This is a genomic window from uncultured Sulfitobacter sp., assembly GCF_964021855.1.
Lineage (GTDB): Bacteria > Pseudomonadota > Alphaproteobacteria > Rhodobacterales > Rhodobacteraceae > Sulfitobacter.
The window spans coordinates 896,571-909,125 of sequence record NZ_CAXHZD010000001.1 but is presented as its reverse complement, the minus strand read 5'-3'; the positions used below and the strand labels follow the sequence as shown (position 1 = coordinate 909,125).

The following is a 12,555-nucleotide window of genomic DNA, read 5'->3' as shown; positions in this document are numbered from 1 at the left end:
AGTGCGAATTCTGTATTAAAGCGCGATGCGTGCGATGGCGAAAATGCCAACCGCCGCTGCGCCGTAGCTGAGGCAAGTCATCAAGATGATGGCAATTTTCTGCGAAAGACCATGAACATAGTCTTCGATCATCACCTGCACACCGTCGTTAAAATGCTTGAACCCCACGGCCAATGTCAGTGCGGCCACGATTGCAGGGAACGGTTTGGCGTAATAGGCCAGCACCTCTTCATAGGTGCCACCCAGTGCTGCGCCAAAGGTAAAGACGAAAAGCGGGATCAGGATGAGCAATGCAACCGAGCTGACTTTCATCGCCCAGAAATGAGCGGTGCCGGATTTCGCCGACCCCAAGCCAAGCGCGCGTTTGCGGTCTGTCAAATAAGCCATGTCTATTCCCCTTAAATGATCAGCGCGGTGATGATGGTCAGCACGACCGACCCGGCCAATATGGCCCAGCCCAGCTTTTCAGCCGTTGGGATATCCAGCGCATAGCCATTGTCCCAGATCAGGTGCCGGATGCCAGCAAGGGTGTGATACCAAAGGCCGAGCAGCGAAAAGAACATCACCAGATCGCCGAACCAGCTGGTGATAAAGCCGTTGGCTGTCGCGAATGCTTCGGGCGACGTCGCGGCCGCCAAGAACCACCAAACGATCAACAACGCGGCGACCAGCATTGCATTGCCTGTGATCCGGGTCAGGATCGACGTCATCGACGTTAATTGCGGGCGGTAGATCGACAGGTGTGGAGACAGCGGGCGGTTGCCCCGGTTCACATCAGCCATGATGGATTCCTTTTCTCGTCAAGTTCTGCCTATAGATAGCGGTATTTTCGATACTGTCACGCACAGAGGACCGCTTTCACCTATGTTTGCGCACCAAATTCGTTAAAAAATGTGAAACATTCACAACAATTATCAGTTTGTGATCACGAATTTTTTTCATGTGATCACAAAGCCGTAAACCCGATTAAATCAGTAAGAATTCAGCGGCATATTTTGGATTTGGTAAATCGGCAGCTTCCCTAGCGCGGATGGAGGGAAGGAATTTCGCAGCCGCTGGTAACCCCGCATTGCGAAAAGGCAGGGCAGCACGCGGTGCCGCCCTGCCAATACTTTAGCTCAAAGAGCCGTCGATGCCTTTGCACGCATCGACCAAGCCTTTTACGGCATTGACGGAATTGTCGAACATCGCCTGTTCGTCTTTATCCATCGAAATCTCGACAACGCGTTCTACGCCGCCTGCACCGATAACGGTTGGCACGCCAACGTAGAAACCGTTCAAGCCATAAGAGCCGTCAACATATGCGGCACAGGGCAGCACACGCTTTTGGTCTTTCAGATAGGCTTCGGCCATTTCGATCGCCGATGTCGCGGGGGCATAGAACGCCGAACCGGTTTTCAGCAGGCCCACGATTTCTGCGCCGCCATCACGGGTGCGCTGAACGATTGCGTCCAGTTTATCCTGTGTGGTCCAACCCATTTTTACCAGATCAGGCAATGGGATACCGGCAACAGTCGAATAGCGGGTCAATGGCACCATGGTGTCGCCGTGACCGCCCAGAACGAACGCGGTGACGTCTTTCATGGACACGTTGAATTCAGTCGCCAGGAAGTGACGGAAGCGTGCCGAATCAAGAACGCCAGCCATGCCGCAAACCATGTGGTGTGGCAGGCCCGAGAATTCGCGCAGTGCCCAAACCATCGCATCAAGCGGGTTTGTGATACAGATAACGAATGCGTTTGGCGCGTGGGCTGCGATGCCTTCGCCAACAGATTTCATGACCTTCAGGTTGATGCCCAACAGGTCATCGCGGCTCATCCCCGGCTTGCGGGCAACGCCAGCTGTAACAATACAAACATCAGCGCCTGCGATATCTGCATAATCATTGGCACCCGACATGGTCGCGTCGAACTTTGCCGACGGGCCGGATTCAGCGATATCAAGCGCCTTCCCCTGTGGAACGCCCTCGGCGATGTCGAACAAAACGACGTCGCCCAGTTCTTTGATTGCTGCGAGATGGGCAAGCGTGCCCCCGATCTGCCCAGCGCCGATAAGCGCGATTTTGGGTCTGGCCATGTGGTGTACTCCGACAAGGTTAAGATTGGCCACGGGATAGCGAAATGCATCGCACCGTGCAAGTTGCCCGTGGATCATGGCCCAAGGAAGGTGAACAAACGCATAAAAATGGGCCACTTCCGGCAGGAAATGGCCCCTAATTTACCTTAGTGGGTTAAACAACCCAACCTTGGCGCGTGTTTTCGAATTAACCTTGGTATTCAGGTTGCGCTTCAAGCGCTTCTTCGCTGCTGTCGATGTAAATGCGGAAGTCGTCACCTTCGGCATTTTTCAGGACCTGCAGTTCGTCCCAAGTCACGGCAACAGGTTTTTCACCCAAGCCAAGGAAACCGCCAACATTGATCACGACCTCGTTGATCTGACCGTCGTCGCCCAGAATCAGGCTGTCGACTTCGCCTACGGTTTCGTTATTCGCACCGTAAACATAAGAACCTTCCAGATCCTCGGCTGTCAGTGCTTGCATGTCTTCAACGTCGGCATCCGAATAGCCTTCGTAAGCTACGGTTGGACGTGTCAGCATTGTACGTTCTTCTGCACGGGCTTCTTTATCCATTTCCGATGTTGCGGAATGATCTGTTTCGGCACGATCCATGTTTTCATCCATGTCTTCGTCCATGGGGCGTTCGAATTCAGGTGCTTGTTCAAGCATCTCTTTCGACGTTGTCACAACCAAGAAACGGTCATCGGCGTCATCTTCGCTGCGCAGGACTTTGATGCTGTCCATGCTTACGCTGACATCACGTTCGCCCATGCCAAGGAAACCGCCGACGCCCAGAATGACGGCTTTAACATCGCCATTTTCGTCGAGCAGGATGTCATTGATTTCACCAATGTCGTCCCATTCGGTTTCAGCGCCGTTGGCGACTGTCATGTTCGTATCAACGTCAGATTCAGAGTTGTAGATGCGCATGCCGATCAGATCGGATGCAAAGAAGTCAGACGATTGCGCCACTGTGCTGCCGATGCCGTTTTCGGCATGCGAGGCTGCAAATGCTGGGCCCGTCAGAGAAAGAATGATTGCGGTGGTTCCAAGAAAACGTTTCATTACTGTTTACTCCTATTTAAGTACTAGACTTAGCGCCAAGCGAACATCGCTCGGTTGCAGGACTAACCAAGATATCGCCAATGAGTTCCAAGTCAGTTTCGAATTCCGACAAATAAATTTTGCGCCGATACCGCCCTTAGAAAGTTCCATGTGATGACGTTTGATCTTTGGTTTTTTTTCATCGCGGGGCCGGCCGTTATTTTTGCGGGCATATCAAAGGGCGGGTTCGGATCGGGGGCCGCTTTCGCCAGTTCTTCAGTCCTTGCGCTGGTAATCGAACCCGGGTTGGCACTGGGAATTATGCTTCCGTTACTTATGCTTATCGATGTCACAACGCTGAAACCCTATTGGCGCAAGTGGCGGGCGCATGAGGTTAAATTACTGGTCCTCGGCGGCATTCCCGGGGTTCTTTTGGGTGCAGCCCTTTATAAAATCGCGTCACCAGATTTTTTCCGCCTGCTGATTGGCAGCATCTCGGTTGGCTTTGTAATTTGGCAATGGGGACGTGGTGCAGGTTGGATACGTGCGGCGCGACAGGCAATGCCAGATTGGATGGGCATTTTCTGGGGAAGCGTCGCGGGCTTTACCAGTTTTGTCAGCCATGCCGGTGGCCCTCCCGCCGCTATTTACCTGCTGTCACGGGGCCTCACGAAAACGGAATTTCAAGCCTCCACCGTCCTGTTGTTCTGGACGATCAATATCGCGAAATTTATCCCCTATGCGTTTTTGGGGATATTCACATGGGACACGATGACGGCTGATCTTGTGCTTGCCCCTTTTGCCATTCTTGGCGCGTGGATCGGCGTCAAAGCACATCGATTCATTTCTGAAAGACACTTCTTCGCGCTTACCTATGTCTTACTGCTGGCCACCGGTAGCAAACTGATCTGGGACGGGTTGACCTAATACAGCCCCGTGAATTGCTGCATCGCGGCACAATTGCGCTTGAAGTTTTCGTTAAAAAATGCAGACCTGCGCGCAACAATATTTCTCGGAGGATCATATCATGTCGAAAATCACCCGCCCCCTACGCTCTGTCCTGTATATCCCCGGCTCAAAAGACCGCGCCCTGGACAAAGCTCGCGGCCTGCCCGCTGACGCGATTATTTTCGACCTTGAGGATGCGGTTATCCCAGAAGAAAAAGCCGCAGCCCGCGAAACCTTGGCACAAGCCCTGAAGGACGGCGGGTACGGCAGCCGTCTTAAAGTGATCCGTATCAACGGGCTGGACACGGAATGGGGTGCAGACGATGCCCGCGCCGCCGCCGCGATGGACTGCGACGCGATTCTGTTGCCCAAGGTTGGCAGCCCCGATGATCTGGACGCACTTGCCGCGATCACAGGTGACATTCCGCTGTGGGCCATGATGGAAACACCCGGTGCGATGCTCAACGCTGCTGCGATTGGGGCGCATCCGAAACTGCAATGTATGGTCATGGGCACCAACGACCTGAACAAAGATCTGCAAACCCGCGTCCGCCCTGATCGCTTGCCCCTGCTCACAGGCCTCGGCCTATGCGTACTGGCCGCCAAGGCCAACGGCATTGCGATCATCGACGGCGTTTATAATGCGTTCAAGGATGATGACGGCCACCGCGTTGAATGCGACCAAGGCCGCGATATGGGTTTTGACGGCAAGACGTTGATCCACCCCGCACAGCTGGACGTGGCGAACGAAGCATTTTCGCCGTCCGAGGTCGAAGCAGACCTTGCCCGCCGCCAGATCGCAGCGTTTGACGAAATGCAAGCGACAGGTCAGGGTGTGGCAGTCGTGGACGGCCGCATTGTAGAGAACCTGCATGTTGCCACAGCCCGCGAAACATTGGCAAAACTGGACGCAATAGCGGCCCTACAAGCGGAGTAGCCCCATGATGGCACTTTTGATCCTCGGCATGATCCTTTGGGTCGGTGCGCATTATTTCAGACGGCTGATGCCGGAACAGCGCGCCGCCCTTGGCAACAAGGGTAAAGGGGTGATCGCTGTGGCGATCGTGGTCTCGCTCGTTATGATCATCATCGGGTATCGCGGTGCCGCGTTTATTGACGTCTGGTACCCGCCCAGCTTTTTGACGCATCTCAACAACCTGCTGATGGTTTTCGCCTTTTGGGTCTATGGATCAAGTGCTGCCAAAGGCGCGAAAGCCTGGCCCGCCTACAAAACCCGGCATCCGCAATTGATGGCAGTGAAAATCTGGGCCGTCGCGCATTTGCTGGTGAACGGTGATCTGGCATCAATTATCCTGTTCGGCGGTATGCTTGTTTGGGCTGTCGGTTCGGTCATCCTGATCAACAAAGCTGAACCCGATTGGACACCGCCGCCCGCCGCAGGCAAGGCGACATATATCCGTCTGGCCGTCATCACGGTTGTAATGCTGATCATCACTATTTCGATCCACACATTGCTTGGTGTCTCGCCCGTCTCTTAATCTGAAAGTACACTGATGAAGCTTTATCGTTTCCTGTCCGAAGAGGACACGTCCGCCTTTTGCCACAAGGTTACCGAAGCCCTGAATAAAGGATGGGAGCTTCACGGTTCTCCCACCCAGACATGGGATGACGCGGCGGGCGTGATGCGCTGCGGGCAGGCCGTCACGAAAGAAGTTGAAGGCACCTATACACCAGAAACAAAACTGGGGGCGCACTGATGGCGGGCACCAAGACAAACGCAGGCCGGTTTTTCGAAGATTACAGCGTCGGACAAACCATCCAGCACGCGGTGCCCCGTACGGTAAAGGGCGGCGAACGCGCGCTATATCATGCGCTGTATCCGGCACGTCACGCGCTATATTCATCCGACCAATTCGCGCAAAGCTGCGGACTGCCGTTCAGCCCGATGGACGATATGATCACCTTTCACATCGTATTCGGCAAAACCGTGCCTGATGTGTCGCTGAATGCCGTGGCCAATCTGGGCTATGCCCAAGGCCGCTGGCTTGAACCCGTCTGGCCGGGCGATACCCTGCGGTCTGTGTCCGAGGTGATAGGCCTCAAACAAAACTCGAGCGGTAAAACCGGCGTCGTCTATGTGCGCACCTCGGGCTATAATCAGGACGACACCAAGGTGCTGGAATATGTCCGCTGGGTGATGGTCCGCAAACGCGATATCAACGCCCCCGCCCCTGCCGAAGTTGTGCCAAACCTGCCCAAGGCGCTGAGCGTCGGCCAGCTTCATATTCCTGATGATCTTGATTTCACTAACTACGATTTCACCTTGGCAGGCGAAGCCCACCGCTGGGACGATTACGAAATTGGCGAAAAGATCGATCACGTTGACGGCGTCACCGTGGAGGAGGCCGAACACATGATGGCCACACGTCTATGGCAAAACACCGCCAAGGTGCATTTCGACACCTCCGCCCGCCCGGATGGGTCGCGGCTGATCTATGGTGGACATGTGATTTCGATGGCGCGCGCGTTGTCGTTTAACGGCCTGGCCAACGCGCAGATGATCGTCGGGTTGAATGGTGGCGCACACGCGAACCCGTGTCTGTCCGGCGACACCATTCGCGCCTGGTCCGAGGTTTTGGACAAAGCGGACACATCCGCGCCCGGCGTTGGTGCCATTCGCTTGCGGTTGGTGGCAACCAAGGGCGGCGATCCGTTTAAACTGAAAGGTGAGGACGGCAAGTATCTGCCCGACGTTCTGCTTGATCTGGACTACTGGGCTTTGATGCCGAAATAACTTTGCGTTGTGGCGCGCCGCATGGCCGCGCCACGACTTTGCGCACAGGCCTGGGGCGAGTGAAATCAAATCTCACAAGCTAATCGCGACTAAGCTTCCGTGCGTTAGAGCCACAATCCGATGCGAGAGCATGTCGTCACCGAATATTTATCGCCCTTGATTTACTGGGCATTGAATCAAGTTTTCCCCAAAATCGCCTCAACCCGTAAAGATCGCAGCCCTGTTCCAAAGGGCGTTTCCGGCAGCATAAGCATATTTGTGATCACACCGATTTATCGTGTGATCACAAATGTCGCTTTTGTATGAAAAAAACTGTATTTCCGCAAAAAACTGTTTACCCAGTATCAAGACTCAATCGTATACCGCGATTTGACTGGAACAAATACGGGACCGTTTTTCATGAACATCCACGAATATCAGGCGAAAGCCCTATTGCGCACATATGGCGCGCCAGTATCCGACGGCCGCGTCGTACTGAAAGCAGAAGACGCAAAAACAGCCGCTGGCGAAATGGACGGCCCATTGTGGGTGGTCAAGGCGCAGATCCACGCAGGTGGTCGCGGCAAGGGGTCCTTTAAAGAAGCGGACGCTGGCGACAAGGGCGGTGTACGCCTGACCAAATCGGTCGAAGAAGCTGCCGAAGAAGCCAAAAAAATGCTGGGCCGCACATTGGTCACGCACCAGACCGGCCCTGCTGGCAAGCAAGTTAACCGCATCTACATCGAAGACGGTTCCGGCATTGAGACAGAGCTTTACCTTGCCCTGCTCGTTGACCGTCAAACATCGCGCGTTGGTTTCGTCTGCTCGACCGAGGGCGGCATGGACATCGAAGAGGTCGCCGCATCGACCCCCGAGAAAATCGTTAGCTTTTCGGTAGACCCCGCAACGGGCTATCAGGCGTTCCACGGTCGCCGTATTGCCTTCACGCTGGGCCTTGAGGGCAAGCAAGTGAAACAATGCGTGACCTTGATGGGCCAGCTGTACAAAGCCTTTGTCGAAAAAGACATGGAAATGCTGGAAATCAACCCGCTGATCGTCACCGACAGCGGTGACCTGAAGGTACTTGATGCCAAGGTCAGCTTTGACGGCAACGCAATGTACCGCCACGGTGATATCGCTGAATTGCGCGACACCACCGAAGAAGATGCGAAAGAGCTTGAGGCGTCCAAATACGACCTGAACTACATCGCGCTTGACGGTGAAATTGGCTGCATGGTGAACGGTGCCGGTCTGGCGATGGCCACAATGGACATCATCAAACTGTATGGCGCTGAGCCTGCGAACTTCCTTGATGTTGGTGGCGGTGCCACCAAAGAAAAAGTGACCGAAGCGTTCAAGATCATTACCTCTGACCCGCAGGTCAAAGGCATCTTGGTCAACATCTTTGGCGGCATCATGCGCTGCGACGTCATCGCAGAAGGCGTGGTTGCTGCTGTGAAAGAGGTCGGCCTTAAGGTTCCGCTGGTTGTCCGCCTCGAAGGCACAAACGTCGAAGAAGGCAAAGCAATCATCAACAACTCCGGTCTGGATGTGATTGCCGCTGACGATCTTAAAGACGGTGCACAGAAGATCGTGAAAGCCGTTAAGGGTTAATTCAAGTGACGCAGCGCCCTTTGAGCATGTGTTTGAAGTTTCACAACCGGTGTCGCGTTGGCGATGCCGGTTGTAGCGCATGCAGCGGCGGCGGCGCGACCATCCCCCTCGACGCGACATTTTTCAAAACTGGAGTGGCCTAAGTCAGCCCGGCACAATTCACGGGCCTACGCCCTCTCAGATAACAATGCTGATCTTTCGGCATTACGAACCACAGATAGGAAATTACAATGGCAGTCCTCGTAGACGAAAACACCAAAGTGATCTGTCAGGGCCTCACCGGCTCGCAGGGCACGTTCCACACAGAGCAAGCCATCGCATATGGCACCAAAATGGTTGGCGGTGTGACACCCGGCAAAGGCGGGCAATCGCACCTTGATCTGCCGGTCTTTAACTCGGTCCACGAAGCGCGCCATGTCACCGAAGCCAATGCAACCGTGATCTATGTGCCCCCGCCCTTCGCAGCCGATTCCATCCTCGAGGCGATTGACGCCGAAATGGAACTGATCATCTGCATTACCGAAGGCATCCCTGTCTTGGACATGATGCGCGTCAAACGCGCGCTGGACGGTTCCAAGTCACGCTTGATCGGGCCAAACTGCCCCGGTGTTATCACACCTGACGCCTGCAAGATCGGCATCATGCCGGGCCACATCCACAAGCGCGGCACCTGCGGGGTTGTCTCGCGTTCGGGCACACTTACCTATGAGGCCGTGAAACAAACATCTGATCTTGGCCTTGGCCAATCCTCTGCGGTTGGCATCGGCGGCGACCCCATCAAAGGGTCCGAACATATCGATATCCTCGAGATGTTCCTGGCCGATCCCGAAACACAATCGATCATCATGATCGGTGAAATCGGTGGTTCCGCCGAAGAAGAAGCCGCACAATTCCTGGCCGATGAAAAGAAGAAAGGCCGTTGGAAACCAACCGCCGGTTTCATCGCAGGCCGCACGGCTCCTCCCGGCCGTCGCATGGGCCACGCCGGTGCGATCGTTGCAGGCGGCAAAGGTGACGCAGAAAGCAAGATCGAAGCCATGAAAGAAGCCGGTATCGTCGTTGCGGACAGCCCCGCGACACTGGGCGAAGCCGTGCAAGAAGCCATCAAACTAGGCTAATCCCCTTTGGTCAGGCGGGGCATCCCCTGCCTGACCTCCTCCATACAAACGTAGCGCTCTCATCAGAGGTATCGCCATGACCGAACAACCGCAAAACGAACAGTTCCACGATTCTTCCTTTTTGGAAGGGCAGAACAGCACCTACCTCGAAGCGATGTATGCGCGGTATGCCGATGATCCCAATGCTGTGGATCAGGCGTGGCAGGCGTTTTTCCGGGCGATGGATGATGATGACGCAGACGTAAAGGCCGAGGCGGCAGGCCCCTCGTGGGCGCGCAACGATTGGCCGCCCATGCCGCAAGATGATTTAACCGCCGCGTTGACAGGCCAATGGCCTGCCCCTGTCGAGACGAAAGCCGCCGGTCAGAAGATCACCGAAAAAGCCGCCGCCAAAGGGATCGAACTGTCTGACGCGCAAGTGCAGCGCGCCGTGCTGGACAGCATCCGCGCCTTGATGCTGATCCGCGCCTACCGCATTCGCGGCCACCTTGCCGCCGACCTTGATCCGCTGGGCATGCGCGAACACACCAGCCATCCCGAGCTGGATCCCTCCGCCTATGGCTTTGGCCCCGAAGACATGGACCGCCCGATTTTCATCGACAATGTTCTGGGCCTGCAAATCGCCACGATGAAGCAGATCGTCGACATCGTGAAAAGCACTTATTGCGGCACATTTGCCCTGCAATACATGCATATTTCCAACCCAGAAGAAGCCGCTTGGCTGAAAGAGCGGATCGAAGGGTACGGCAAGGAAATCCAGTTCACCAAGAATGGCCGCAAGGCGATTTTGAACAAGCTGGTCGAGGCGGAAGGCTTTGAGAAGTTCCTGCACGTTAAATACATGGGCACGAAACGCTTTGGTTTGGACGGTGGTGAATCCCTGATCCCCGCGATGGAGCAGGTGATCAAACGTGGTGGCCAGCTGGGCGTGCAGGATATCGTGATCGGTATGCCGCACCGTGGCCGTTTGTCGGTTCTCGCCAATGTTATGCAAAAACCCTACCGCGCGATTTTCAACGAATTCCAAGGCGGCAGCTTTAAGCCCGAAGATGTTGATGGCTCGGGCGATGTGAAATATCACCTTGGCGCGTCCTCGGACCGCGAATTCGACGGCAACACCGTTCACCTTTCGCTGACCGCCAACCCGTCCCACCTTGAGGCCGTGAACCCGGTTGTTCTGGGCAAAGTCCGCGCCAAGCAAGACCAATTGAACGACAAAGAACGCAGCTCGGTCATGCCGATCCTTCTGCACGGCGATGCGGCCTTTGCGGGTCAGGGCGTTGTCGCTGAATGTTTCGCGCTGTCCGGCCTGCGCGGGCACCGCACCGGTGGCACCATGCATATCGTTGTGAACAACCAGATCGGGTTTACCACCGCGCCGCATTTCAGCCGTTCCAGCCCCTATCCCACCGATAACGCGCTGGTGGTTGAGGCCCCGATTTTCCACGTTAACGGCGACGATCCAGAAGCCGTCGTTCACGCCGCGCGTGTTGCCACAGAATTCCGCCAGAAGTTCCACAAAGACGTGGTGCTGGATATCATCTGCTACCGCCGCTTTGGTCACAACGAAGGCGACGAGCCGATGTTCACCAACCCGGTGATGTACAAAAAGATCAAAAAGCAAAAGACAACACTGACGCTTTATACAGATCGCCTTGTCAAAGACGGATTGATCCCCGAGGGCGAGATCGAGGACATGAAAGCCGCGTTCCAAGAGAAGCTGAACACGGAATTCGAGGCCGGCAAAGAATACCGCCCCAACAAAGCCGACTGGCTGGATGGTAAGTGGTCCCATTTGGATAAGGCCAAGGAAAAGAAATACCAGCGCGGCAAAACCGCGATTGCCAAGGATACCATGGCAGAGGTTGGCAAGGCGCTGACAACTGCGCCTGACAATTTCCCGATGCATAAAACCGTTAACCGGTTGCTGGACGCCAAGGCCGAGATGTTCAAATCCGGTTCCGGTTTCGACTGGGCCACCGCCGAAGCTTTGGCTTTTGGCTCGCTCTTGACCGAAGGATACAAGGTACGTCTTTCTGGCCAAGATTCCGCACGTGGTACATTCTCTCAGCGGCATTCGGCACTGATTAACCAGGAAAACGAAGACCGGTATTATCCGCTGAACCACATCCGCGAAGGCCAAGCCGAATACGAGGTTATCGATTCGATGCTGTCCGAATATGCGGTTCTGGGCTTTGAATACGGCTATTCGCTGGCCGAACCCAACGCTCTGACCTTGTGGGAAGCGCAGTTCGGCGATTTTGCCAATGGCGCGCAGATCATGTTCGATCAGTTCATCAGCTCCGGCGAAAGCAAGTGGCTGCGCATGTCCGGCCTCGTCTGCCTGATGCCGCATGGCTACGAAGGGCAAGGCCCAGAACACTCCTCCGCACGTTTGGAACGGTTCCTGACAATGTGTGGTGGTGACAACTGGATCGTGGCCAACTGCACGACACCTGCGAACTACTTCCACCTGCTGCGCCGCCAGCTGCACCGCAGCTATCGCAAGCCGCTGATGTTGATGACCCCGAAATCCCTGCTGCGCCACAAAATGGCCGTCAGCAAGGCCGAGGAGTTTACAACAGGTTCCAGCTTCCACCGCGTGTTGTGGGATGATGCGCAGCAAGGAAACTCGGACACCAAGCTGGTGGCTGATGACAAGATCAAGCGCGTCGTCATGTGTTCCGGCAAGGTGTATTATGACCTGCTGGAAGAACGCGACGCCCGCGGCATCAACGACGTCTACCTGCTCCGCTTTGAACAGTTCTATCCCTTCCCCGCACAATCCGCGGTTAAGGAACTTGAACGGTTCAAGAATGCTGAAATGGTGTGGTGTCAGGAAGAACCCAAAAATCAAGGCGCTTGGACCTTTATCGAACCCAATATCGAATGGGTACTGGGCCGGATCAAGGCCACGCACACCCGCCCCGTTTACGTCGGTCGCGCCACATCGGCGTCGCCCGCAACGGGTCTGGCCTCACAACACAAAGCACAACAAGCAGCCCTCGTTGACGAAGCGCTGACCATCGAAGGAAAATAAC

The 12,555-nt window shown here is 55.3% G+C and carries 12 protein-coding genes; 8 read left to right on the top strand and 4 right to left on the bottom strand.

What is annotated here, in order from left to right; translation table 11 throughout:
- Positions 1-15 precede the first annotated feature (15 nt).
- The 4 genes from sdhD to AADJ11_RS04415 all read right to left on the bottom strand — a co-directional run bounded on the left by sdhD (position 16) and on the right by AADJ11_RS04415 (position 3,121).
- The gene (gene sdhD, locus AADJ11_RS04430) at positions 16-387 is read right to left on the bottom strand and encodes a succinate dehydrogenase, hydrophobic membrane anchor protein (protein ID WP_341233331.1); all 372 of its coding nucleotides are present in this window, start codon (positions 385-387) and stop codon (positions 16-18) included.
- 11 nt (positions 388-398) lie between these two features.
- Positions 399-782 (bottom strand): succinate dehydrogenase, cytochrome b556 subunit, encoded by a 384-nt coding sequence (gene sdhC, locus AADJ11_RS04425; RefSeq protein ID WP_341233330.1) that lies wholly within the window; start codon positions 780-782, stop codon positions 399-401.
- A gap of 331 nt (positions 783-1,113) precedes the next feature.
- Entirely contained in the window at positions 1,114-2,076 is a 963-nt protein-coding gene (mdh, locus tag AADJ11_RS04420; protein WP_093917053.1) for a malate dehydrogenase, read from the bottom strand.
- 187 nt (positions 2,077-2,263) lie between these two features.
- Positions 2,264-3,121 (bottom strand): PRC-barrel domain-containing protein, encoded by an 858-nt coding sequence (locus tag AADJ11_RS04415; protein WP_341233329.1) that lies wholly within the window; start codon positions 3,119-3,121, stop codon positions 2,264-2,266.
- Positions 3,122-3,274: 153 nt separating this feature from the next.
- Here AADJ11_RS04415 and AADJ11_RS04410 point away from each other — a divergent pair, with 153 nt between their 5' ends.
- The 8 genes from AADJ11_RS04410 to AADJ11_RS04375 all read left to right on the top strand — a co-directional run bounded on the left by AADJ11_RS04410 (position 3,275) and on the right by AADJ11_RS04375 (position 12,554).
- Positions 3,275-4,027 carry a sulfite exporter TauE/SafE family protein gene (locus AADJ11_RS04410; protein WP_341233328.1) on the top strand — a complete coding sequence of 251 codons (753 nt, stop codon included), beginning with the start codon at positions 3,275-3,277 and terminating at the stop codon, positions 4,025-4,027.
- Between the two features lie 100 nt (positions 4,028-4,127).
- Positions 4,128-4,985 carry a CoA ester lyase gene (locus AADJ11_RS04405; protein ID WP_341233327.1) on the top strand — a complete coding sequence of 286 codons (858 nt, stop codon included), beginning with the start codon at positions 4,128-4,130 and terminating at the stop codon, positions 4,983-4,985.
- Positions 4,986-4,989: 4 nt separating this feature from the next.
- On the top strand, positions 4,990-5,547 hold the full coding sequence (locus AADJ11_RS04400) for an NnrU family protein (protein WP_341233326.1): 558 nt from the start codon (positions 4,990-4,992) through the stop codon (positions 5,545-5,547).
- A gap of 15 nt (positions 5,548-5,562) precedes the next feature.
- Complete coding sequence (locus AADJ11_RS04395) at positions 5,563-5,766, top strand: DUF1737 domain-containing protein (RefSeq protein ID WP_341233325.1); 204 nt, start codon at positions 5,563-5,565, stop codon at positions 5,764-5,766.
- Entirely contained in the window at positions 5,766-6,803 is a 1,038-nt protein-coding gene (locus tag AADJ11_RS04390) for a MaoC family dehydratase (RefSeq protein WP_341233324.1), read from the top strand. Before AADJ11_RS04395 ends, AADJ11_RS04390 begins: the two co-directional genes overlap by 1 nt.
- Before the next feature lie 399 nt (positions 6,804-7,202).
- Positions 7,203-8,396: an ADP-forming succinate--CoA ligase subunit beta gene (gene sucC, locus AADJ11_RS04385; protein ID WP_341233323.1), complete on the top strand. Its 1,194-nt coding sequence runs from the start codon at positions 7,203-7,205 to the stop codon at positions 8,394-8,396.
- Between the two features lie 230 nt (positions 8,397-8,626).
- Positions 8,627-9,514 (top strand): succinate--CoA ligase subunit alpha, encoded by an 888-nt coding sequence (gene sucD, locus AADJ11_RS04380; protein ID WP_341233322.1) that lies wholly within the window; start codon positions 8,627-8,629, stop codon positions 9,512-9,514.
- 76 nt (positions 9,515-9,590) lie between these two features.
- Entirely contained in the window at positions 9,591-12,554 is a 2,964-nt protein-coding gene (locus AADJ11_RS04375; RefSeq protein ID WP_341233321.1) for a 2-oxoglutarate dehydrogenase E1 component, read from the top strand.
- Position 12,555: the final 1 nt, after the last annotated feature.